This window comes from Campylobacter sp. IFREMER_LSEM_CL2256, from assembly GCF_025771645.1.
Classification (GTDB): domain Bacteria; phylum Campylobacterota; class Campylobacteria; order Campylobacterales; family Campylobacteraceae; genus Campylobacter_D.
In genome coordinates this window covers 13022-36235 of sequence record NZ_JAKMQQ010000015.1, presented here as the reverse complement: position 1 = coordinate 36235, position 23214 = coordinate 13022, and the positions used below count along the sequence as shown (strand labels likewise).

The window sequence follows — 23214 nt, the reverse complement described above, 5'->3', positions numbered from 1 at the left end:
TTAGTAGAGAATTTTGATTTTATTAAAATAAAATCAAAAACAGCAAAAATCTTATAAACAATTAAAGCACATTCATACTTTGTATCATTACTTTTGCTTTACATTCAGCACAGCAATATAGTGTTTTTATCTTAGCTTCATCACCCATAAATCTTGGCTTCATAATGCTAGCGATTTTTTCAATGGCCTTTTTAGTAGCAAATTCTTTCCCACACTCTACACAGGCAAAAAGTTCATCTTGAGCTAAAACCATAAAAGAAAAATACTCTTTTTCTAAATCTATCCCGCTTCTTTGAAGCATTAAAGTATCTTTTTCAGCACAACTTGCCTCACAATATCCACAGGTAGTACATAAGCTTGCATTAAATTTCAAAGAATTATCCTTAGCATCAGCCACTAAAGCTCCTACATTACAAGCTCCCACACAAGAAAGACATAAGGTACAGGTATCTGTATTGATAGTGATTTTTCCATAGCGTATCCATTCTTTGCTTGGGATATTGCCTAAATTTTCTTCTTTTATAAGCTCTCTTAATCTTATAGCAAAATCTTCTCTTTTTAAAAGCGCAGGATTATAAGATATAAATTTAAGATTTTCTATAAAATGTGCTTGATTAATAGCCTCTAAAAGTTCTTTTTCATCTTTAGCTAGAAAAATTGCATTTTGTTTAAATTTTCTTTGAAAAATTTCATTCATCAAAGCTATCACTTCTAAAGCACCTTGTGATAAGCCATCGCTATAAAAAACCACACTCGCACCACTTGTTTGAAGCATAGCTAAAAAATGTGCTTGATCAAGATAGTTTTCTCCTTTAATCATAAAAGGCATTACATCTTCTTTTAAAGTGATATTTAAATTTTCTATAGACATTTTCTCAGGGATTATTAAAATGATTTTATCTTCATAAAATTTTAAAATTTCATAAAAGCTATTGCGTGGCATAGGTGCATAATCAAGTGCCCCGCTAGGACAAATCCCCACACAATCACCACAGCTTAAACAATCTACATGAGAAAATTCTAATTTTCTTTGCTCATCATCTTTTAAAATAGCTACACTAGGACAAATTTCAGCACATTTTCCACAATGAACACTTCTTCTTTCATGGTATTGACAAATGTTATCATCATAACTAATATAATTTCTAAATTTATATTTTGGAGAATTAGAATTTAAAAGTTTTATAAGTTCTTCTTGACCTAAAGTAGTTAAATCATAACAACCACTTTGTTGATCAAAACTTTCTTTTTTTACATCATATAAGAAAAAATCACAATCAATCTCTACTTGCTCATTATCTTTTAAAGCTATCACGCAAAGCTCGCCCACGCAACCTAAAACACCCAAACATTGCTCATTGTTTAGTTTTAAAACCTTGTATTCTTGTTTTTTTAAGCTTTCAATAAGCTCATTTTGATCCTCATTGCTTACGATAATTACATTTTTACCCACTTCTTTGGTGTATTCTAAATCAAGTCCTAAATCATAAACTTTAGATCTAATCTTATATAAAGACTCAATAGTTTTGGCTTTTTTTAGCACATCATCTTGTGAATTTTTAAGATAAAAATTAATCTCAGGTGCATAAACTTCAGGGTTTAAAAGCTTTGAATTTCCTATAAAAACTTCTTCATTACAGGCTTTTTGAACTATACTAATATCATCACTTAAAGGAATTAAATCTTCATTTTCTAAAAATACAAAATCTTTCATAACACTCTCTTTTAAATTTTTTAATCTTAATTATATAAATTTCATTATAAAAAAGTTATAATTTTACTAATTTATTCTTAAGGTTTAAGATGAACAAATTTAGAAATTTTCCTCCCATAAACGCACTTATAAACGATAAAAACTTGGCTAATTACCCTTTGTATTTAAGATCTCATTTTGCAAAAATAGTTGTTTCAAATTGTAAAAAAGAACTAAGTGAAGATGAAAATTTAAATTTTAGCTTGCAAGATTTGCTAAGTAAAATTGCTCAAAGTATTGATGAGTTTTTAAATATGCAAAGTCAAAGTTTGATCAATGCTACCGGAGTTATCATACACACTAATCTTGGTCGTAGTATTATTGATGAGAGTATTTTTGAAAGAACTAAAGAAATCATCTGCTCTTATTCAAATTTAGAGTTTAATATGCAAAGTGGCAAAAGAGGCTCAAGGTATGACGCACTTAGTGCGAATTTAAAAATATTATTTGATTGTGAAGATTGCTTAGTTGTTAATAATAACGCTTCGGCTGTATTTTTGATCTTAAACACCTTAGCAAAAAATAAAGAAGTTATTACTTCAAGAAGTGAGCTAGTTGAGATTGGAGGAAATTTTAGAATTCCTGAAGTTATGCTAGCAGCTGGTGTTAAGCTAAAAGAAATAGGCACGACTAATAAAACTCATTTATATGATTATGAAAAAGCCATCAATGAAAATACTAAGATGATTTTAAAAACTCATCGTTCTAATTTTGCTTTTAAAGGATTTTTTGAAGAAGTAAGCTTAAGCGAAATTCATGCTTTGACAAAAAAGAAAAAACTCATATCTTATTATGATTTAGGTGCTGGCTGGTGTGAAAAAATTAATAAACAACTTAGCAAAAACGAGCCAAGCGTGAAAGAGCTTTTAAAACATTGTGATATTTTAAGTTTTAGCGGTGATAAGCTTTTTGGTTCTACTCAAGCAGGCATTATACTTGGAAAGAAAAAATACATTCAACAATTAAAGAAAAATCAACTTCTAAGAATGTTAAGGGTTGATAAAATCACTCTAGCTTTTTTAAATGAAACTACCAAAGCATACTTAGAAAAAGAATATGAAAAAATTCCTACACTAAAACTTTTAAATGATGATTTAAAAACCATAGAAAAAAAGGCTCTTTTTGTCAAAGAAAAAATTCCTACAAAATGTGAGTTAAAAACTTCTAAAAGTTTAGTAGGCGGTGGCTCTATGCCTGATAAAAGCTTAGATACTTTTGTGTTAAGTTTTGATGAAAAAGCTTTGCTTTTACAAGAAAAATTTAGAAAAAAAGGTGTGATTGGCCGTGTTGAAAATGGGCATTTTGTGCTAGATTTTAGAAGTATTTTAGAAAAAGATTTAAACCGTTTAATCCACGCTATCAAAGAGGTATTTCATGCATAGTATCATCATAGGCACTGCTGGGCATATTGACCATGGTAAAACTTCGCTTATTAAAGCTTTAAATGGTTTTGAAGGTGATGATTTAAAAGAAGAGCAAGAAAAAGGCATTACGATTAATCTTAGCTTTTCAAATTTAAAAAGTGAAAATTTAAATATTGCTTTTATCGATGTACCTGGGCATGAAAGTTTAATTAAAACTATGATAAGTGGTGCTTTTGGCTTTAGAGTGTGTATGTTTGTCATAGATATAAACGAGGGTTTAAAGGCTCAAAGTATAGAGCATTTAAGGGTTTTGGAATTTTTAGGCGTAAAAGATGTAGTGCTTATTTTGAGTAAGGTTGATTTATGCAAGGATTTACCGCAAAAGCAAACTGAGCTTTTAAAAGAATTAAAAGCCTTTAAAATCAATATCTTAAAAGTTTTTCCAACAAGCATTTATGATGAGCAAAGTATATTAAATTTAAAAAACCATCTGCTTGGTTTAAAGCCTAAAGAAAATGATGAAAATTTGATTTTTAGATACTACATTGATAGGGTTTTTTCTTTAAAAGGTATAGGAACGGTAGTAACAGGAAGCTTAAATGAAGGAAAAATCAGCAAAAATGAAAAAATCTTTTGCCTTGAAAATCAAAAAGATATCATTGTAAAAAATATACAAATTCATGAAGAAAATGTTTTAGAAGCAAAAGCTTATAATAGAGTTGCTTTGAGTTTAAATTGTGATTATCATGAGTTAAAAAAAGGCTATGTGTTAAGCAAAAAAGGTGTTTTTAAAAGCTTTAAAAGTATCGATGGGGTTGTTTTTAATACAGAGATTAAACGCGGAAGTATTTTAGAATTTTGCAGTGGCTCAAAAAAGCTTAATGCAAAAATTAGTGTAATCAAAGAATTTGAAGATAAGACTTATATTAGCTTGGAGTTTGATAAAAGCCTACCTTTGTGTTTTGATGATAAATTTATCTTGCTTGAAAATGGGCGTATTAAAAGTGGTGGTGTAGTATTAAATGCAGTGAGTGAGCCTTTAAAAAAAGATATAAAAGCTAAGTATTTAGCACTTTTAGAACAAAAAGATTTTAAAAAAGTATTTGAGTTTTTAAAACAAACTCACAAACTTGGCTTTGGCTTACTTTCAAGCTATCAACGCTTTAAACTCACTCATGAGCAAGCTTTGAATTTAGCAAAAAGTTTAGATCATGTTTTTGTTGATGAGCAAGCTTTAAATATATATGATTTAAATGCTATGCAAACTTTGAAAGAATTTATTGATTTTGTTTTCTCTAAAAATCCTTATGCTTTAATCTCGCCTCATTCTATCGCCTTAAGGCTTAGCTGGGCAAGTGAGAGTTTTTGTGCTTATACACTCAAGCAAATGCAAGAAAAATTAGATTTTAAAGATGGCATATGGTTTTTAAAAGGACAAAATTTTGAAAAATTACAAGAAAAGGCTCATTGTGAGCTTTATGAAATTTTAAAAAAAGAAGGTATAAAACCTACCGCACCTTATAATCTTTATGAATATTTAGAGCTTGATAGGAAAAATGGAGATCTTATCTTAAAAAAACTCACCAAAGAAAACAAAGTCAAAAGATTAGCACATAATCTTTTTATAGAAAAAAATGCCCTTGAAAATCTCATGCAAGAGTTTTTAAAGCTTTTGCAAGATCATCATTTAAATGTCGCTTTTGTAAAAAATCATTTTCAAATTTCGAGAAAATATGCCATAGCTTACTTAGAATACCTTGATAAAAACTATCCTCAAGTGATAAAAATCGAGGAAAAAAGAATGCTAAAAGTCTAAGTGTTAAAATTTACATTTTATAATGATAAAAATTTAAATTAAAGGAAAAAAATGAAAAAATCTCTAGCTCTTTTAACTCTTGCTAGCTCTTTATTTGCTGCAAGTAATGAAGAAATTATTAATTTTTTTAAGAAAAATCCAAATTTATCAAATGCAAATATTAGTGTTTCTAGTAGAGAAAAAATTCCTGATACTAACTTTGAAGCCGTGATAGTTAATTTTGAAATTAGTGGTAAAAATTTCCAAGAAATCGTTTTCACTCAAGATAATATCATCACAACCGAAGTAATTGATGTAAAAAAAGGTGAGTTTTATTCTCAAGTTTATCAAGCAAAACTCATGGAAAAACAACAAGCTGAATTTTCAAAAAAAGCTTTAGTGGAACTTAAAAAAGAAAAAATGTTTGTTTCTTTAGGCGATAAAAACAAACCTTTGCTTTATGTTTTTAGCGATCCTGAATGTCCATATTGTAGAATGCATTTAGATAAAATAGAAGAAACACTAAAAACTCATCAAGTTAAATTTATCTTAACCCCTATCCATGATACAAGCGCATTTGAAAAATCTGCATTAATTTATAAAGAAAGTAAAAATGCCAAAGATGATGCACAAAAAATCGCTATCATGAAAAAATACTATGATAAAAATTTAAAAGATTATAAAAAACCTAGTGAAGCTGAAGTTAAAGCGGTAAGAGAAACTTTTGCAAAATACTCTAAACTTGGTCTTCGTGCCGTACCAACGATAATCGATGCTCAAAAATAATCTTTTCTTACTTGTGCTTGCACTGTTTTTAAGTGCTTGCACAGGCCCTATGCAAACTTTTATCCAAACAAATAATGAGGGTATTTTCCTACATGCTAATAAAAATCAAAGTTTTTCTTTACACATCAATAATCCTTCAAAATTAAACACAAATTTAGAGGCCAAACTCACTCAAAAATTACAAAATTTGGGATTGGTTTTAGATAATACTCAAAGTGATTATAAAATTTATATCAATATAGTAGATTTTAAGAAATTTTCTTATGCACAAAGACTAATTGCTTCTAATGCAAGATTTTTTTATAATGACTTTGATAAAATAGATAATGTTTTTGAAATGGAAGTAGAAAATTACTATCTTTTGCAAGTTAATTTACAAATTAGTTCCAAAAACTCTACTCAAAGCACCTCACTTTTAGCAAGAACTGCTTATCTTAGCAATATAGATAGAGCCAAAGAATCTTTAGAAGAAAAAATTGCTAATCAAATAACAAGCTTTTTTTATATGCATTAAAGATGGCATTTAAGCCATCTTTTTAAATATAACCATGATCAATCATCGCATCAGCTACTTTTTTAAAGCCTGCTATGTTTGAACCTACTACTAAATTTCCTTCATGATTATAAGCTTTTGCACACTCGTATGAATTTTCAAAAATATTTTTCATAATCTTATGCAATTTTGCATCAACTTCATCAAAACTCCATTGGCACATACTTGCATTTTGTTGCATTTCAAGTTGAGAAGTCGCTACACCACCTGCATTTGCAGCCTTAGCTGGAGCAAATAAAAAGTCTTTTTGATTTAACATAAAATCAATCGCTTCAAGTGTGCTTGGCATATTAGCTCCCTCTGCTACCATACGACAACCATTATGATATAAGGTTTTAATATCTTCTAAATTTAACTCATTTTGCGTAGCACTTGGAAAAGCTATATCACAAGGTATACTCCATACTCCATTACAACCTTGTTTATATGCACTTTTTGGAGTAAAAATAGCACCTTTTTTAAGCGCTGCATAATCACTCACCCTAGCTCTTTTTACTTCTTTAATTTCTTTTAATAAATCTAAATCTATCCCATCTTTATCATAAACAAATCCATCACTATCGCTTATTGTGATTGCTTTTGCGCCAAGTTGATGTAATTTTTCTATGGTATAAATTGCCACATTTCCACTACCTGAGACTGCACACTCTTTTCCTTCTAATGCATTGTTATATTTTGCTAGCATTTCTTGAGTAAAATACACGCAGCCATATCCTGTTGCTTCTGTTCTTGCTAAACTTCCACCCCATGGAATTTTCTTTCCCGTTAAAGTTCCATCAAAATTAGAGCTAATTTTCTTATAAGCTCCAAACATATATCCAATTTCCCTAGCACCAACCCCTATATCACCCGCTGGCACATCAGTGCTTGCTCCTATGATTTTTGAAAGCTCAGCCATAAAAGCTTGACAAAAACGCATAATTTCTGCTTCGCTTTTACCTTTAGGGTCAAAATTTGCTCCACCCTTAGCACCGCCTATCATCAAACCTGTTAAAGAATTTTTGAAAATTTGCTCAAAACCTAAAAATTTCAAAACATCCAAATTTACACTAGGATGAAATCTAAGTCCACCTTTATAAGGACCTAAACTAGAATTAAACTGCACTCTATAGCCAAAATGTGTTTGAGCTTTACCTGCATCATTGATATATACAACTCTAAATATAGTTGTTTTTTCAGGCATTACAATACGCTCTAATATTGCATGATCTTGATAAGTTTTGTTAGATTCAAGTAAAGGTTCTAAAGAATTTAATACCTCAGTTGCTGCTTGAAAAAAGATAGGTTGTCTTGGGGAAATTGTTTGAATTTTTTCTAAAGTTTCGTTGATATATTGTTTAGCCATACTCATAAATTGTCCTTTTTATAGTATCTTGCTGTTTGTTTTAGCTAAAAATTTTTTTAGCGCCATTTGCTCCTTTGTTCCTATTTTGTAGTAAATTAGCTTTAAATATGCGCTAATTTCCTTTTGAGAAAGATTTCTTGATTTAGAATAATCTAGCAAAATATATTGTGGAATGAAAATTTTACTTTTTGTGAAATTTTTCATCATTTTTTTATAAATAGAAAAATTTTTAACACAAGAAAAGCGTGCAAAAACAAAAGGTAGTTTTGTCTTTTCATACCATAATTCACACAAATCAATATAATCTTTTGGATTTTGCAAATAAAGTTTTAAAGCCTTATCACCGATGATAACCTCCCCTTTTTGCTTTAAAACTTTTGCAAGAGCATTAGAAGTTGCAGAACTTGCATCTTCTTTGCTTTGAGAATGTTTTTTCACTAAAACGCTTTTTACCTTTTTGCTTGCGCAAATTCCCACATTTAAGGTTTTGTATTTTTTTCTACGACTTTCAATACTTGAAATAATCGCTGCATCAATACGTCTAAAATACAAATGGCGATTTAGCTTACTAGGAACCCCTTTTTTGTATTCTGTAGTTTGCTTAACATAGCTAGGAAAAGCTGTTTTTTTAAGATAGATATGCAAAGGGAGTAAATTAAGATAATCTATCTTTCCAAAAACCATCTTAGCCTTTCTATGATTAAGTATTAGTATCCTATAAAAAAATATCTTAAATATAAATTAATTTAATTAAAAATATAATCAATACTAAAATTTATATCAAAATTTAACATTTATTGTAAAAAATTATTTTGTAATCTTAGATTATTAAGTAAAAAATTAAAATAATAGAAAAGTCAAATTGAAAGATTGAAAATAAAAATTAAGTTTTATTCAAAAAAATATTTTAAATAAAACTTAATCTATAAAAACTATTGTAAGCTTACTAGATATTTTTGATAGTCAAATTCTTTTACTAAAGCCACTCCATCTTCAACTGCAGCTTTTGCCACAGCAGCACTAACTACAGCTTTTACCCTGCTATCAAATGGTTTTGGTATCACATAATCTCTACCAAAGCTAAGCTCTTCTACTCCATAAGCTTGTTTTACCTCATCAGTTACCTCAAGCTTAGCTAAATCAGCCAAAGCTTTAGCAGCAGCTACTTTCATATTTTCAGTGATTTTAGTCGCTTTTACGTCTAAAGCTCCTCTAAAAATAAAAGGAAAACCTAAAACATTGTTAATTTGATTTGGATAATCACTTCTACCTGTTCCAACTATAGCATCATTTCTAACCCTTTTAACATCTTCAGGCATTACTTCAGGCACAGGATTAGCTAATGCAAAAATCACAGGATCTTTAGCCATACTTAAAATCATCTCATCATCTAAAATCTTAGGTGCACTCAAACCCAAAAACACATCAGCACCCTTTAAAGCCTCTCTTAAAGTGCTATCTTTAGTATCGCTCACAAATTCTAGTTTGTATTTATTTAAATCATCTCTTTGAGTATTAATCACACCTTTGCTATCTACTAAAACGATATTTTTAACCCCTAAATTTCTATACATTCTAGCACTTGCAATACCCGCTGCACCTGCACCACTTACTACTACTTTAATATCTTCAAATTTTTTACCACTAATTTCCATAGCATTCATTAATCCTGCTGTAGAAATGATCGCTGTACCGTGTTGATCATCATGCATTACAGGAATTCCAAGATCTTGTAAAGCAGCTTCTATTTCAAAGCATTTTGGCGCAGATATATCTTCTAAATTAATCCCTCCAAAAGTAGGTGCTATAGCTTTACAAAAGGTAACAATTTCATCTACACTATGAGCATTAATTTCTAAATCATAAGCATTAACATTAGCAAATTTTTTAAACAAACAAGCCTTTCCTTCCATCACAGGCTTACTTGCACTTGCTCCTATATTGCCAAGTCCCAAAACCGCACTACCATCACTTACTATGGCAACTAAATTAGCTTTATTAGTGTATTTATAAGCTAAGGTTTCATCTTTTGCTATCTCAACACAAGGTTCAGCAACCCCCGGAGAATAAGCTAAAGATAAATCATGCGCACTATCCATAGGCTTTCTAGCAACAATATCTACTTTACCCCCTAAGTGGTATTCTAAAGCCTCTTCTTTTAAATTCATTATTTCCCCTTCATGTAAGTTAGTAAATTTTCTATTCTAAGCTTAGCTTTTTGCACTCCTAAAAATTCTAATACTTCAAATATACTAGGACTTACCGAGCTTCCAGTAAGTGCAATGCGTATGGCTTGAGCTAGATCTTTTAACTTAAGATTATTTCCTTCTAAGAATTGATTAGTTAATTCTTCAAATTCGCAAGCATTTTTTTGCTCATTTAAAACCATAGCGTATTTTTCCAAATAAGTTAAATTTGTTACATTAAGAAATTTATCTACAGCCTTTTGATCGTATTCTTTTGGGTCATTTAGTAACACTTTAGCCCCACTAATAATATCATGTAAGGTTTTAGCTCTCTCTCTTAACATATCCAGTAAAAATCCCACTTTTTCATACTGACTTAAATCAAATCCTAAATCTTTTAATCGTCTATTGATTTCTTCAAAAGGCAAGGTTTTAATATAATGAGCATTAAGCCATTCTAGCTTTTTAAAATTATAGCAAGAAGCACTTTTATTAATATGATTTGGATCAAAAAGCTCTTGCATGCTTTCTAAAGAAAAAATCTCATCATCGCCATGACTCCAACCAAGACGCACTAAGAAATTTAGCAGGGCTTGAGGTAAAATCCCCATATTTTTATACTCCATCACATCAGTTGCTCCATGACGCTTAGAAAGTTTTTTACCATCTTCACCATGTATCATAGCCACATGATAAAATTTAGGAATTTTAAAGCCTAGTGCCTCATAAAGAACGATTTGTTTTGGAGTATTTGATAAATGATCATCCCCTCTTATAACATCACTCACACCCATTAGCGCATCATCAATTACAACAGTTAAATTATAAATTGGGCTACCATCGCTTCTTGCAATTACAAAATCATCTAAAATATCTTCAGCCTTAAAACTAACCTCGCCTTTAATACCATCTATAAATTTAATCTCTCCACTTTGTGGTGCTTTTATACGCACCACAGGCTCAATACCACTTGGGGGAGTTCCTTTAAAATCTCTATATCTACCATCGTATTTTGGGCGCTCTTTAGCTGCTTCTTGCTTAGCTCTTAACTCATCAAGCTCTTCTTTGCTCATATAACAATAATAAGCCTTACCCTCATCTAATAATTTTTGAATGTATTTTTTATAAATTTCAAATCTTTGGGATTGATACTCAATCGTCCCATCATAATCAAGCCCACACCATTTAAATGCTTCTATAATAGCTTGTGTAGCTTCTTGTGAATTTCTTTTTAAATCCGTATCTTCAATACGCAATAAAAATTTACCCTTATTTTTTCTTGCATAAAGATAATTATATAAAGCCGTTCTAAGCCCTCCTATGTGCAAATATCCTGTTGGAGAAGGAGCAAAACGCGTTGTGATTTCTTGCATATTTTTACCTTTTTTAAATTTTTATTGTTATAATGCTATATTTACACTTAAATAAAGGTTTTATATGAGAAAATTTTTAATATCTTGTTGTTTTGCTGCAAATATTTTATATGCTCAAACCCTTGGTGGCGTAGCAATGGTAGTAGAAAATCAGCCCATCACTCTTTATGATATAGAACAAACCATGAAAGAATTAAAAACTAATGATAAACAAAAGGCTATAGCATTTTTAGTAGATGATAAAGTTCAACAAAGTGAAGCTAAAAAGTTAGGAATTTATGTAAGTACTTTTGAGCTTAATGAAAAATTAGCCCAAATAGCAAAAGGCAATAAAACCGACATCAATGGCTTACAAGCAAAAATAGAAAAAGATGGTTTAAATTTTGAAGTTTTTAAAAATAAGGTTAGAAAAGATCTTGAAAGAGAAAAGCTTTATAGAAGCATAATGCAAAATGCAAAAATCAATATCGATGATGAAACACTAAAACATTTTTATGAAAGCAATCTTGATAAATTTAGCACTTTTTCAAATATAGACTTAGTTGTTTATAATTCTACTAATCCAGAACTTTTACAACAGCTTGCACAAAATCCTATGTATAAAAATTCTCAAATTAAATCAAAAGCCATTAGTTTAAACGCAGCTAGTTTAGATCCAAGATTACTTGCTTTGTTAAATAATACAAAAATAGGAGAATTTACTCCAGTATTAAATGGTGAAAATGCTTATATAGTATATTTTGTAAAAGAAAAATATGGTAAAAATCCTATCGAATTTGACTTAATCAAAGATCAAGTTAGCAATGTCTATACTCTAACTCAAAAAGAACAAGCCTTAAAAAATCATCTTGATAAAATCAGAGCAAATGCTCATATAGAAGAATTAAGATAGGTTAAACCTATCTTAAATTAATGTCTTGAAAGATAATTTGTATCATAATTATTATTGATAAAATCTGCATTATCCATCATTGCTAAATGAAAATCTTTAGTTGTTTTAATCCCACCTACAATAAGCTCTTGCAAGGCTATTTTCATTTTAGAAATAGCTGTGTTCCTATCTTCTCCCCAAACAACTAATTTTCCAATCATAGAATCATAATAAGGAGGCACGCTATAATCTTGATAACAATGACTTTCCATTCTTACATTGCGTCCTGCTGGAGCTACGTATTTTGTGATTTTACCTGGGCAAGGTAAGAAAGTTTTGGAATCTTCAGCAGTGATTCTACATTCTATAGAATGACCTTTAAGTTTAATTTCTTCTTGCTTTGGTAAAGGATACCCTTCTGCTACTTTAATCATAAGCTCGATAATATCTACCCCACTTACCATCTCACTCACACAATGCTCAACTTGCAAGCGCGTATTCATCTCGATAAAATAAAAATCTAAATTTTTATCCACTAAAAACTCAAAAGTTCCCGCACCCTCATAATCAATAGCCTTAGCAGCTTTTACTGCTGTTTCATGAAGTCTTGCTCTTGTTTTTTCATCTAGTAAAATTGCAGGAGATTCTTCTATAAGTTTTTGATGGCGTCTTTGCATAGAGCAATCTCTCTCGCCCAAATGGATCACATTACCAAAGCTATCTCCTATGATTTGCACTTCTATATGGCGTGGATTTTGGATGTATTTTTCCATATACATAGTACCATCACCAAAAGCACTCATAGCTTCACTTTCTGCTGACCAATAAGCTTTTTCCAAATCTTTTTCATCTTCAACTACACGCATACCACGACCACCGCCGCCTGCTGCTGCTTTTAAAATCACAGGATAGCCTATTTCTTTAGCAAGTTTTTTTGCTGCTTCAACCCCACCTAAAGCCCCATCGCTTCCTGGAATTACAGGTACACCTGCTCTTTGCATTACTTGTTTAGCTTTGCTTTTATCACTCATTAGTGCCATAGCAGCTACTGAAGGGCCTATGAATTTGATATTATGTTTTGCACAAATTTCAACAAAATTTTGATTTTCACTTAAAAATCCATATCCTGGAAAAATCGCATCCGCTTCGCTAATTTCAGCCGCACTAATAATAGCTGGGATATTTAAATAACTTTCTGAACTTCTAGCATTTCCTATACAAATACTCGCATCAGCGTATTTTAAATACAAAGCATCTTTATCTGCAGTAGAATACACACAAATTGCTTTTTTTCCCATTTCTTTTACAGTTCTTAAAGCTCTTAATGCAATTTCTCCACGATTTGCTATTAAAACTTTTTTAATTTCCATTTTATAATTTCTCCACCACAAATAAAGGCATGCCAAATTCTACAGGCTGACCATCTGCAACTAAAACTTCTACTATTCTACAGTCATATTCAGCTTCGATTTCATTCATGATTTTCATCGCTTCAATGATTGCTATAGTACTTCCTTTTTTAATAGTTTGTCCTGCTTTAGCAAAAGGTGCTGCACCTGGACTTGGAGCTTGATAAAAAGTACCTACCATAGGGCTGTTGATAGTTGGTTTATTAGAAGAGTTTGAGCTTGCTTTGGTCTCATTAACTACATTTACATTAATTGGCTGTGGAGTTGGAGCAACAGGAGCTGGAGCCGGTAATTCACAACATAAATCTTTTTCTAGTTCTATTTCAAATCCATCTTGTTCTTTTATTTTAATCTTACTTATACTTGCTTCTGCAAAAAGTTGCATTAATTCTTTGATTTCTTCTTTTGTCATATATTCTCCTTAATTTATAAGACTTAATTTATAATTATATATAAAAATACTAAAAATAACTTCAATTATTTATTTTTTACTTTTATTTTAAGATATAATTTAAAAATTCACTTTAATTATAAAGGACAAAAATGGGCTTAAAAGCAGATAATTGGATCAAAAAAATGGCATTAGAGCACAATATGATAGAGCCATTTTGCGAAGCAAATATAGGTAAAGGTATAGTTAGTTATGGGCTTTCAAGCTATGGATATGATATAAGAGTTGGAAGAGAATTTAAAATTTTTACTAATGTAAATTCCACTGTTGTAGATCCTAAAAATTTTGTAGAAGAAAATGTAGTAGATTTTGTAGGTGATGTATGTATAGTACCTGCAAATTCTTTCGCACTTGCAAGAACTGTTGAGTATTTTAAAATGCCAAATGATGTTTTAGCTATTTGCCTTGGTAAAAGTACTTATGCAAGATGTGGTATTATAGTGAATGTAACTCCTTTTGAGCCAGGTTTTGAAGGACATATCACTATAGAAATTTCAAACACAACCCCACTACCTGCTAAAATTTATGCTAATGAAGGTATAGCTCAAGTTTTGTTTTTACAAGGAGATGAGCCTTGTGATGTAACATATGCTGATAAAAAAGGTAAATATCAAGCTCAAACAGGTATAACTTTACCAAGAATTTTAAAATAATTTTATTTTCAGCCGATATAAAAACTTAGTCAAGTAATAGGAAAATATATATGTTTAATGGAAAAAGCATTTTAATCACCGGTGGTACAGGAAGTTTTGGAAAAACTTATACTAAAACTTTACTTCAAAAATACAAACCTAAAAAAATCATCATTTATTCACGCGATGAACTCAAGCAATTTGAAACGGCAAGAGAATTTAATGATAATTGCATGCGTTATTTTATAGGTGATGTAAGAGATAAAGAAAGATTAAATATAGCGATGAAGGATGTTGATTTTGTCATCCATGCAGCCGCTATGAAACATGTGCCAATTGCAGAATATAATCCAATGGAATGTATAAAAACCAATATCCACGGAGCGCAAAATGTAATCGATGCGTGTTTAGAAAATAATGTAGAAAAATGTATCGCTCTTTCAACTGATAAAGCATGTAATCCTATTAATTTATATGGAGCTACAAAGCTTGCAAGTGATAAGCTTTTTGTAGCAGCAAATAACATCGCAGGAAATTCTCATACTAAATTTAGCGTTACAAGATATGGCAATGTAGTGGGCTCAAGAGGCTCTGTTATACCATTTTTTAAAAAACTCATCAATGAAGGCGCTAAAGAACTTCCTATCACAGATGAAAGAATGACAAGATTTTGGATATCTTTAGAAGATGGGGTTAATTTCGTGCTGAATAACTTTACATACATGCATGGAGGGGAAATTTTCGTGCCAAAAATTCCTTCTATGAAAATTGTAGATTTAGCTAAAACCATGGCTCCTAATTTAGCTCATAAAATCATAGGCATAAGAGCAGGTGAAAAACTACATGAAATTATGATTTCAAGTGATGATAGTCACTTAACTTATGAATTTGAAAATTATTATGCCATTAGTCCAAGTATTAAATTTACTAATATGGAAATTGATTTTAGCATAAACGCAAAAGGACAAAAAGGCAAAAAAGTTTCTAATGGCTTTTCTTATAGCTCAGATAATAATCCATCATGGATTAATCAAGAAGAGCTTTTAAATATAATAAATCATACAGAGCTTGAAAAATGATAACTTATTCTCATCAAAATATCGACGAACAAGATATACAAGTAGTTTGCGAGGCTTTAAAAGATGATTTTTTAACCGGTGGAAAAAAGGTTGAAGAATTTGAACAAGCCCTTTGTGGATATGTGGGTGTAAAATATGCTTGCGTGCTAAATTCAGCTACTTCTGCTTTACACCTTGCATATTTATCTTTAAATGTAAAAGATAAAATTGTATTAACAACCCCCATTACCTTTGCTGCAACTGCAAATGCTGCTTTAATGGCAGGTGCTAGGGTTGAGTTTATAGATGTAAAAAGTGATGGAAATATTGATGAGAAAAAACTTGCTTTAAGATTAAGCCAAGATAGCTCTAATATAGGGGCAATTTGCGTGGTTGATTTTGCGGGAAATAGCGTAGAAATGGATAAAATTTTAGCCTTAGCTAAACAATATAATATCCCATTAATAGATGATGCAAGCCATGCCCTAGGTGCTACTTATAAAGATCAAAAAGTAGGCTCTATGGCAGATTTAAGCATATTTTCCTTTCATCCGGTTAAACCTATCACAACCTTTGAGGGTGGTGCGGTTGTTAGCAATGATAAAGAATTAATCTCAAAAATCAAGCTTTTAAAAAGTCATGGTATAGTCAAAAAAAGACTTTGGGATAGTGATATGATTGAACTAGGCTATAATTATCGTTTAAGTGATGTAGCTTGTGCTTTAGGTATAAATCAACTTAAAAAACTTGATAATATGCTAGAAAAAAGAGAAATCATCACAAGTTTTTATGATAAAGAATTTGAAAAAAATCCTTATTTTAGCACTATAAAAATTAAAGATCATAAAAAAAGCTCAAGACATTTATACCCTATTTTGCTTTTTCCTGAGTTTTATTGCCAAAAAGAGATTATTTTTGAAAAATTATTAAATTTAGGCATAGGTGTGCAAGTGCATTATAAGCCTACTTATGAGTTTAGTTTTTATAAAAACTTATATGGAAATTTATTTTTAGAAAATGCGGATAATTTTTATAAAGCTGAACTTAGTATACCCGCTCACCAAGAAATGAATCTAAAAGATGCGCAATTTATTAAAGATAGTTTATTTAAGATTTTAGAAGAAACTAAAAAGGGTTATTGTGAGTAAAAGTATGTATGAGTTAGCTTGTGAGCTTTTTCCTATATGTAGAAGTATTACCGGGAAAGGCTTTAGACAAAGCTTAAAAATACTTGATGAGGCTATGGGAGGGGGTATATTAAAAATTCACTCTATAGCAAGCGGAAGTAAAGTATTTGACTGGGAGGTACCTGCTGAATGGGAGATAAACGATGCTTATATCATCACTCCAGATGGAGAAAAAATTTGTGATTTTAAACAAAATAATTTACATGTGTTAAACTATAGCATAGGCATAGATACAGAACTTGATCTAGCAAGCTTACAAGAACACCTTTACTCTATAGAGGATATGCCTGATGCTATACCTTATGTGACAAGCTATTATAAAAGGCATTGGGGTTTTTGCATAAAACATGAAGATAGAATTAAACTAAAAGAAGGAAAATATAAAGTTTTCATCGATGCAAAACACCATGAAAATGGGGTTTTAAACTATGCTGATCTACTCATACCTAGCACACAAGAAATAAAAAATGAAATTTTAATTTCCACTTACCTTTGTCATCCATCCATGGCAAATAACGAGCTAAGTGGCCCTGTGGTAGCTGCGTTTTTAGCTAAATGGCTTTTAGAACTCAAAAAGAGAAAATACAATTATCGTTTTATTTTTGCTCCTGAAACTATAGGAAGTATAGTTTATCTTAACAAGCACTTAAAACATTTACAAAAATACACCAAAGCAGGTTTTGTACTCTCTTGTATAGGCGATGACAATGCTTACTCACTCATTCACACTCCAAGTGAAAATACCCTAGCAGATAAAGTAGCTTTGCACACTTTAAAAGTTAAAAATAATTTTAAAGAATTTAGCTTTTTATATAGAGGTGGCAACGAAAGACAATTTTGTTCTCCTTTGGTAAATTTACCCGTAGTTTGCATATGTAGGACTAGATTTGGTGATTATAAAGAATACCATACTAGCAAGGATGATTTAAATTTCATCAGCGAAGAAGGCTTACGAGGTAGCTTAAAAGCCATGCAAGAAATCATTATGAATTTAGAAGTGAATGCAATTTATCAAATCACAACTTTTTGTGAACCAAATTTAGGTAAAAGAGATTTGTATCATACTTTAAATCAAGGAGTTACCAAAAAACCAATCTCAGCCGATTTTCTAGCCTTTTGTGATGGCAAAAACGATGTTTTAGATATAGCCTCAAAACTTGATATGCAAGCTTATGAATTAAAAGATTTAATAGAAAAATTAAAATTTCACAGACTAGTAAAACCATTCGAGGATGCGCGCATATGACAACCCACATCAATGATTTTTTACAAGAAAGTGTTGCTAAATTTGGAAGCAAAAATGCTTTTGTTGAGTTTAATGGTAGAAGTATAAACTATAAAGAATTTGATGTTTTAAGTAAAAAAATAGCAAGTGAAATTCTTTCTAAGCTTCCCACTAAAAGTACACAAGAACCTATATTAATCATACTTCCTAAAGGGATTGATTGTTTGCTTTCTTTTTTTGGCATAGCAAAAAGTGGAAATTTTTATACACTTTTAGATGAAAAAAGCCCTAAAGAGCGTGTAGAAAAAGTCATAGAAGTTTTAAAACCAAAGCTTTTAATTACTTCTAAAAAATTAAATTTAGATTTTAATCTTGATACTATCTTCACAGAAGATTTTGAAAATTTTGATATAAATGAAAATGCTTTAGAAAAAGCTTTAAATAATCACATAGATACTAATTTACTTTATGTACTTTTTACAAGTGGAAGCACAGGAACTCCAAAAGGAGTAAGTATAAGTCATAAAAGTGTGATTGATTATACTCTTTGGGTATGTGAGACTTTTAAACTAAGTCATGAAGATATACTTGCTAATCAAGCGCCATTTTACTTTGATAATAGCATATTGGATATATTTAGCTCTATTAAAATGGGAGCTACGCTTCATATACTACCAAATCATCTTTTTGCTTTTCCAAATAAAATTTTAGAGTATCTAGAACAAGAAAAAATAACAACAATTTTTTGGGTACCTTCTGTGCTGATTTATTTTGCTAATACTAATGCTCTTGAAGCCTTTACACTAAGGCATTTAAACAAAATTCTTTTTTGTGGCGAAATCATGCCAAATAAACAACTCAACATTTGGCATAAATACCTTCCTAGTGCTTTATTTGCTAATCTTTATGGACCTACTGAAATTACCGATGTATGCTCTTTTTACATAGTTGATAGGCAATTTAGTGATGATGAGCTTTTACCTATAGGAAAAGCTTGTAAAAATATTCAGCTTTTAGTCTTTGATGAGAATTTAAATTTAATTACTCCAAATCAAATAGGAATTAAAGGTGAGCTTTATGTAAGAGGAACTTGCCTTTCTCTAGGGTATTACAACGATAAAGAAAAAACAAAGCAAGCTTTTGTGCAAAATCCTTTGCATGATAATTACCTAGATTTGCTTTATAAAACAGGCGATGTGGTAGCTTATAATGAATTTGGCGAACTTTTATGTTATGGAAGGATAGATCATCAAATCAAATACATGGGTCATCGCATAGAGCTTGGAGAGATAGAAAGTATTATCAATTCTCATGAGAATGTAAGAAATTGTGCTTGTATTTTTAAAGAAGAAATTATTTGTTTTTATGAAAGCAAGGAAGAGTTAGATTTTAAAAACTTTTTAAAAGACAAACTTCCTACCTACATGATACCTAAGAAATTTGTTAAAATAGAACAATTTGCTTTAAATGCAAATGGGAAGATTGACAGGAAGGTTTTGAGTGGACTTTTATAATAAGTAAAATGATGTTTTGCAAAATTAAATATGGTATAATTTTAAAATTTTAGTATTTAAAGGAAAATTTGATGGATATTACACTTGAAAATATACAAAATATGTTTAACGCAATTAGCAGAAATGACATTAACGAAAATAGTCGTAATTTAGTAGATGATGATATTATTGATAGTATGGATATGATGAAATTAATCCTAGAAATAGAAAAATTTATTGGAAAAAGTTTAGATGCTAAATATATAACTCCAGATAATTTTGAAGATTTTTCTGCAATAAAAAATATGCTTGAGAAAGTTATATAATCTCAAGCACAAATTTATCACCCTTATCTTTAAAAGTAAAAACTTTATCCTTGCAAGGATAGCTTATGCTATCTTCTTTTATATCAATGGTTTTATCTTTTAATTTTTCAAGCATTTTTGGCAATTCCTTGCTAAACAAGGATTTGGTATTTATTCCACTTCCATGGGAAGAATTTTTAATAAATTTACCATCAATGTCTTTCTCACTTATTAAATTAAAATTGACATCATATCCCAATAATTCTAAAATTTTTATATACTGACTTTTAAATTCATAAGAAGCCATTTTATCATTAAAATTATGATAACTAATATATATTATATTTTTATTTTTTTGAGCTTGTAAAATCAAGTGTGTTTGATTTAATAAAGTTCTTATTTCATAATTCTCATCTTTAAAACAATATTGCGACTCCCTATTGGCATTCCAATAAGTCTTCAAAAAACACCCTATTTTTAAATTTTTGGAATCATAAATTACCTCGGGCGTATCGAAGCTTCTTCCTATGATATAGTTTAATACCAGCATTGCTTCGCCAGAATTATCTATCACCCCATCAACATACCAAGGAGCAATTTTAGTCAACAATAAAGAAAGATAACCTCCATACGACACTCCTCCATAAATTTTTGGTAATTTTTCAAAATCAGGAAATTTTTTACACAGATTTTTTAAAGCATTTATGTGATCAATAGCAGCCATAATACCATAATTTTGATATTCATTGTTTGGCGGTAGCAAAGTTGATGTAAGATAAAATTTAAAATCTTTTTTTAATATATCTTTTTGTTTAAAAAAACCAAGTGTAGAATCCAAATATGATATATATTGTTTTATATTTTCTTTATCAATATCATAGAGGTTAACGGGGGGGGGATATCATATTTATTTAATTGAGTTTCGAAGTATTTTATATCATTTTTTTCATATACAAATTTTGCACTATATCTTCTATCCTTTTTATTTACTCTACAACCAAAGCAATGATATAAAACATTAACAGCTACTACATCAAATTTATTGGCTATATATTGTCTATCAAAATCAATAATTGATACATCAATATTAGCACCATATGCTCCTATAATAAAAACAATAGCTTTCATAGCTTTTTCATCATCATAAGTTATTCTATATTCTAATTTACTTTCTCTTTTTATATTTAATTCTACATCATCACAAGAATCTATGAAATAAGTTTCATTTTTGAGCATAATTTTCTCTAATCATTAAAATAATTTGTAAATTGCTCTTGATATCGCAACTCTAGATTATCATATATATCTTGAATTTTGTCAATAAATTTTTCATTTTTATATGCTTGCATAGTTATAGAATTGATCTCTTGAAAAGCAAAAAAATCAAATTTTTCTTCATGCGTTAATTCTTCAAGATAAACTACTTTTCCATAATGATCATAAGTATATTGCTTAAGAGTTTCTTCTACTACCTCAAGCACTTTAAATACAAATATCATTATGGGTTCTTTTCTTAACACCTGTGTATTTTGCTCAAATTCCCTTAAAAACTCATCATTTTTTCTATGAGTTATGGTACAATAGTGCTTTTTAGTATCTTTATAAAAAATATCAAACAATGCACAAGGTTTGACCCCTAAAAAATTTCCATCATAATCAACCTGAGGATAATAAGGATAAAGTTTGCATATCAAAGGTCTAAGACCATGAGGATCACAAAGTCCATTTAAATCACATTTTGCAAAATATGCATTGATTTTTTTTCCATTTTTTAAAGTAAAGGTATTAACTTTTCCATTTTCTAAATATGTGTTGCCCGCTTGTTTTAGTGAAAGATATTCAACTTCAAGCATAGGCAATATCACCGCACTAGATTTATTAAATTTAAAATATTGTGCATGAATATTATGACAACATCCACCATTACATGTTTTATAACATTGTGGTGCAAAAATGAATTCTTTATCTTGCAGTGAGTTAAAAAAATTTTTCATCTATTTCCTTTCTTGTATATTCTAGCTTAATTTTTGTACATCAAGTAATATTTGCTCATTTTCCTCTTTAAAAGTATATATTAAATCATCACACTTGTATGAGATTTCTTTTTTACAAGTTTTATCTTTTAAAGGTTCTTGTAGAATTTGTGACAAGTGTTTTTTAATAAGTAGTTTTATAGGTATACCCATACCATGAGTTAAATTTTTAATAAATTTACCATCAACTTGTTGATTATCTGTTATTTTTGTAAATTCAACATCAACTCCAAGTTCTTTTAAAATACTAACATATTCTTCTTTTTCTTCCAAAGGAACATATTCATCAAATTTAGAATGATAAGCGATATATTTTGGATTTGGATATTTTGCTTGTATATTTAAATGATCTTTATTTAATGTTTCTCTAATGAGTTTTCTAGCAAGTGAAAAATAATAAGGCGATTGTTTATTTGTAGTCCATAGTGTTTTTTCAGAAGCGCAAAGTCTAATATTTTTAAAATAATGAAAAGTCGCAAAACAAGAGTATTGAGCATAATCAACTTCCTTACCAAAGCCTATATATCTCCAAGCATCTCCCTCAAGCGTCACATGAGAAGAATTATCAATGATTGCATCTATAACCCATGGAGCTATTTTTGCAGACAATACGCCCATATATGCACCATGTGAAACTCCTACCACAATAGTTTTTAAATTATTGTTTTTAAAAATTTTTGTTTTTACATAAAGCAAAGTGTTTATCATATCAATCGTTTGCATAATACCATAATTTTGATATTCATTATTTGTAAGTTGTAAACTTGCACTTAAATCTAAATAATAATCTCTACTAAGATCCCAATTATCTTTCTTTTTTTGAATTTCTTTATTAAGATAATCCATAGCAGGGTAAAATTCTTCAAAAGTGTTAAGATTTGATATATCATAAGGAATTTCTATATTAAGAGCTTTTAAACTCGTATCAAAGATAAGTTTATCAATATCATCTAAATACCACTTAGCGCCAGTTTGAGGACGATTACCTATACCATGATAATTTACACTCAAAACTGCTACATTACACTTTGATGCAAAATACTCCATATTAAACTTTAAAACAGGATCTCTTATATCAGCCCCAAGTCCTTGAATAATACACATTATAGCTTCAATTTCTTTTGTGTCATCATACATAAGCTGAAATTCTAATTTACTTTCTCTTTTTATATTTAACTCTGCATCATTACAAGAATCTATAAAATAAGTTTGATTTATGAACATTTATTTCTTTCTTAGTTATAATTTATGCTATTATAGCCAAAATATTTTAAGAAACCACACAAGAATTTTTTGCAATCATACTTTAAAAAAGATTGGTTATTTATTGTTATTTTTTATTTGCAAGAATCAAATTGTTCGTTTTTGCTTTAAAGAGTATTTACATAATTGGTC

The 23214-nt window shown here is 29.8% G+C and carries 22 protein-coding genes; 11 read left to right on the top strand and 11 right to left on the bottom strand.

What is annotated here, in order from left to right; genetic code table 11:
- Positions 1–61: 61 nt before the first annotated feature.
- Positions 62–1714: a 4Fe-4S dicluster domain-containing protein gene (locus tag L8U00_RS07180; protein WP_263709042.1), complete on the bottom strand. Its 1653-nt coding sequence runs from the start codon at positions 1712–1714 to the stop codon at positions 62–64.
- Positions 1715–1803: 89 nt separating this feature from the next.
- Between L8U00_RS07180 and selA the strand changes: the two genes are divergently transcribed.
- The 4 genes from selA to L8U00_RS07160 are packed head-to-tail and all read left to right on the top strand — an operon-like array spanning position 1804 to position 6212.
- Positions 1804–3135, top strand: coding sequence for an L-seryl-tRNA(Sec) selenium transferase (selA, locus tag L8U00_RS07175; RefSeq protein WP_263709041.1), 1332 nt, complete (start codon positions 1804–1806; stop codon positions 3133–3135).
- Entirely contained in the window at positions 3128–4933 is a 1806-nt protein-coding gene (selB, locus tag L8U00_RS07170) for a selenocysteine-specific translation elongation factor (RefSeq protein ID WP_263709040.1), read from the top strand. Before selA ends, selB begins: the two co-directional genes overlap by 8 nt.
- Before the next feature lie 51 nt (positions 4934–4984).
- A complete protein-coding gene (locus tag L8U00_RS07165; RefSeq protein ID WP_039642184.1) occupies positions 4985–5698 on the top strand; it encodes a thioredoxin fold domain-containing protein in 714 nt (237 codons plus the stop codon).
- Positions 5685–6212 (top strand): hypothetical protein, encoded by a 528-nt coding sequence (locus L8U00_RS07160; RefSeq protein WP_263709038.1) that lies wholly within the window; start codon positions 5685–5687, stop codon positions 6210–6212. The genes L8U00_RS07165 and L8U00_RS07160 overlap by 14 nt, the downstream gene beginning before the upstream one ends.
- Positions 6213–6234: 22 nt before the next feature.
- On the opposite strand, the gene gdhA is transcribed toward L8U00_RS07160, so the two are convergent.
- The 4 genes from gdhA to gltX all read right to left on the bottom strand — a co-directional run bounded on the left by gdhA (position 6235) and on the right by gltX (position 11155).
- The gene (gdhA, locus tag L8U00_RS07155) at positions 6235–7602 is read right to left on the bottom strand and encodes an NADP-specific glutamate dehydrogenase (RefSeq protein WP_263709037.1); all 1368 of its coding nucleotides are present in this window, start codon (positions 7600–7602) and stop codon (positions 6235–6237) included.
- Positions 7603–7614: 12 nt separating this feature from the next.
- Complete coding sequence (locus tag L8U00_RS07150) at positions 7615–8280, bottom strand: 6-amino-6-deoxyfutalosine synthase (RefSeq protein ID WP_039626949.1); 666 nt, start codon at positions 8278–8280, stop codon at positions 7615–7617.
- A gap of 248 nt (positions 8281–8528) precedes the next feature.
- Complete coding sequence (locus L8U00_RS07145; protein ID WP_263709036.1) at positions 8529–9764, bottom strand: malic enzyme-like NAD(P)-binding protein; 1236 nt, start codon at positions 9762–9764, stop codon at positions 8529–8531.
- A complete protein-coding gene (gltX, locus tag L8U00_RS07140; RefSeq protein ID WP_263709035.1) occupies positions 9764–11155 on the bottom strand; it encodes a glutamate--tRNA ligase in 1392 nt (463 codons plus the stop codon). Before gltX ends, L8U00_RS07145 begins: the two co-directional genes overlap by 1 nt.
- Before the next feature lie 64 nt (positions 11156–11219).
- Here gltX and L8U00_RS07135 point away from each other — a divergent pair, with 64 nt between their 5' ends.
- Positions 11220–12047 carry a peptidylprolyl isomerase gene (locus L8U00_RS07135; protein ID WP_133319775.1) on the top strand — a complete coding sequence of 276 codons (828 nt, stop codon included), beginning with the start codon at positions 11220–11222 and terminating at the stop codon, positions 12045–12047.
- 17 nt (positions 12048–12064) lie between these two features.
- Here the strand turns inward: L8U00_RS07135 and L8U00_RS07130 are convergent, their stop codons facing one another.
- Positions 12065–13396, bottom strand: a complete 1332-nt coding sequence (locus tag L8U00_RS07130) for an acetyl-CoA carboxylase biotin carboxylase subunit (protein ID WP_087685488.1) — start codon at positions 13394–13396, stop codon at positions 12065–12067.
- A 1-nt stretch (position 13397) separates the two neighbouring features.
- Positions 13398–13847, bottom strand: coding sequence for an acetyl-CoA carboxylase biotin carboxyl carrier protein (accB, locus tag L8U00_RS07125; protein WP_263709034.1), 450 nt, complete (start codon positions 13845–13847; stop codon positions 13398–13400).
- A gap of 131 nt (positions 13848–13978) precedes the next feature.
- Between accB and dcd the strand changes: the two genes are divergently transcribed.
- The 6 genes from dcd (at position 13979) to L8U00_RS07095 (ending at position 19807) form a co-directional block, all read left to right on the top strand.
- Entirely contained in the window at positions 13979–14539 is a 561-nt protein-coding gene (dcd, locus tag L8U00_RS07120; RefSeq protein ID WP_012661997.1) for a dCTP deaminase, read from the top strand.
- Positions 14540–14589: 50 nt separating this feature from the next.
- Complete coding sequence (gene pseB / locus L8U00_RS07115) at positions 14590–15597, top strand: UDP-N-acetylglucosamine 4,6-dehydratase (inverting) (protein WP_263709033.1); 1008 nt, start codon at positions 14590–14592, stop codon at positions 15595–15597.
- Positions 15594–16724, top strand: a complete 1131-nt coding sequence (gene pseC / locus L8U00_RS07110) for a UDP-4-amino-4,6-dideoxy-N-acetyl-beta-L-altrosamine transaminase (protein ID WP_263709032.1) — start codon at positions 15594–15596, stop codon at positions 16722–16724. Before pseB ends, pseC begins: the two co-directional genes overlap by 4 nt.
- A gap of 4 nt (positions 16725–16728) precedes the next feature.
- Complete coding sequence (locus tag L8U00_RS07105) at positions 16729–18009, top strand: DUF4910 domain-containing protein (RefSeq protein ID WP_263709043.1); 1281 nt, start codon at positions 16729–16731, stop codon at positions 18007–18009.
- Positions 18006–19502, top strand: coding sequence for an amino acid adenylation domain-containing protein (locus L8U00_RS07100; RefSeq protein WP_263709031.1), 1497 nt, complete (start codon positions 18006–18008; stop codon positions 19500–19502). The genes L8U00_RS07105 and L8U00_RS07100 overlap by 4 nt, the downstream gene beginning before the upstream one ends.
- Positions 19503–19573: 71 nt before the next feature.
- Complete coding sequence (locus L8U00_RS07095; RefSeq protein ID WP_263709030.1) at positions 19574–19807, top strand: acyl carrier protein; 234 nt, start codon at positions 19574–19576, stop codon at positions 19805–19807.
- On the opposite strand, the gene L8U00_RS07090 is transcribed toward L8U00_RS07095, so the two are convergent.
- Genes L8U00_RS07090 through L8U00_RS07080 form a run of 4 tightly spaced genes read right to left on the bottom strand, consistent with a single transcriptional unit; the run spans position 19800 to position 23043 of the window.
- Complete coding sequence (locus tag L8U00_RS07090; RefSeq protein WP_412175429.1) at positions 19800–20624, bottom strand: DUF2920 family protein; 825 nt, start codon at positions 20622–20624, stop codon at positions 19800–19802. The two genes, L8U00_RS07095 and L8U00_RS07090, sit on opposite strands and share 8 nt — an antisense overlap.
- Positions 20625–20641: 17 nt before the next feature.
- Positions 20642–21022, bottom strand: a complete 381-nt coding sequence (locus tag L8U00_RS07845) for a DUF2920 family protein (RefSeq protein ID WP_412175428.1) — start codon at positions 21020–21022, stop codon at positions 20642–20644.
- A gap of 8 nt (positions 21023–21030) precedes the next feature.
- Positions 21031–21780 (bottom strand): hypothetical protein, encoded by a 750-nt coding sequence (locus L8U00_RS07085; protein ID WP_263709029.1) that lies wholly within the window; start codon positions 21778–21780, stop codon positions 21031–21033.
- 21 nt (positions 21781–21801) lie between these two features.
- The gene (locus tag L8U00_RS07080; protein WP_263709028.1) at positions 21802–23043 is read right to left on the bottom strand and encodes a DUF2920 family protein; all 1242 of its coding nucleotides are present in this window, start codon (positions 23041–23043) and stop codon (positions 21802–21804) included.
- Between the last annotated feature and the right edge of the window lie 171 nt (positions 23044–23214).

Excerpts from the sequence above, each read along its gene's own strand:
- L8U00_RS07130 (WP_087685488.1), bottom strand. The coding sequence starts at position 13,396 with ATGGAAATTAAAAAAGTTTTAATAGCAAATCGTGGAGAAATTGCATTA.
- L8U00_RS07150 (WP_039626949.1), bottom strand. The coding sequence starts at position 8,280 with ATGGTTTTTGGAAAGATAGATTATCTTAATTTACTCCCTTTGCATATC.
- L8U00_RS07180 (WP_263709042.1), bottom strand. The coding sequence starts at position 1,714 with ATGAAAGATTTTGTATTTTTAGAAAATGAAGATTTAATTCCTTTAAGT.
- L8U00_RS07160 (WP_263709038.1), top strand. The coding sequence starts at position 5,685 with ATGCTCAAAAATAATCTTTTCTTACTTGTGCTTGCACTGTTTTTAAGT.
- L8U00_RS07085 (WP_263709029.1), bottom strand. The coding sequence starts at position 21,780 with ATGAAAAATTTTTTTAACTCACTGCAAGATAAAGAATTCATTTTTGCA.
- gltX (WP_263709035.1), bottom strand. The coding sequence starts at position 11,155 with ATGCAAGAAATCACAACGCGTTTTGCTCCTTCTCCAACAGGATATTTG.
- pseC (WP_263709032.1), top strand. The coding sequence starts at position 15,594 with ATGATAACTTATTCTCATCAAAATATCGACGAACAAGATATACAAGTA.
- pseB (WP_263709033.1), top strand. The coding sequence starts at position 14,590 with ATGTTTAATGGAAAAAGCATTTTAATCACCGGTGGTACAGGAAGTTTT.
- L8U00_RS07080 (WP_263709028.1), bottom strand. The coding sequence starts at position 23,043 with ATGTTCATAAATCAAACTTATTTTATAGATTCTTGTAATGATGCAGAG.
- selA (WP_263709041.1), top strand. The coding sequence starts at position 1,804 with ATGAACAAATTTAGAAATTTTCCTCCCATAAACGCACTTATAAACGAT.
- accB (WP_263709034.1), bottom strand. The coding sequence starts at position 13,847 with ATGACAAAAGAAGAAATCAAAGAATTAATGCAACTTTTTGCAGAAGCA.
- L8U00_RS07100 (WP_263709031.1), top strand. The coding sequence starts at position 18,006 with ATGACAACCCACATCAATGATTTTTTACAAGAAAGTGTTGCTAAATTT.
- L8U00_RS07105 (WP_263709043.1), top strand. The coding sequence starts at position 16,729 with ATGTATGAGTTAGCTTGTGAGCTTTTTCCTATATGTAGAAGTATTACC.
- selB (WP_263709040.1), top strand. The coding sequence starts at position 3,128 with ATGCATAGTATCATCATAGGCACTGCTGGGCATATTGACCATGGTAAA.
- L8U00_RS07145 (WP_263709036.1), bottom strand. The coding sequence starts at position 9,764 with ATGAATTTAAAAGAAGAGGCTTTAGAATACCACTTAGGGGGTAAAGTA.
- L8U00_RS07845 (WP_412175428.1), bottom strand. The coding sequence starts at position 21,022 with ATGCTCAAAAATGAAACTTATTTCATAGATTCTTGTGATGATGTAGAA.
- L8U00_RS07165 (WP_039642184.1), top strand. The coding sequence starts at position 4,985 with ATGAAAAAATCTCTAGCTCTTTTAACTCTTGCTAGCTCTTTATTTGCT.
- L8U00_RS07135 (WP_133319775.1), top strand. The coding sequence starts at position 11,220 with ATGAGAAAATTTTTAATATCTTGTTGTTTTGCTGCAAATATTTTATAT.
- gdhA (WP_263709037.1), bottom strand. The coding sequence starts at position 7,602 with ATGAGTATGGCTAAACAATATATCAACGAAACTTTAGAAAAAATTCAA.
- L8U00_RS07095 (WP_263709030.1), top strand. The coding sequence starts at position 19,574 with ATGGATATTACACTTGAAAATATACAAAATATGTTTAACGCAATTAGC.
- dcd (WP_012661997.1), top strand. The coding sequence starts at position 13,979 with ATGGGCTTAAAAGCAGATAATTGGATCAAAAAAATGGCATTAGAGCAC.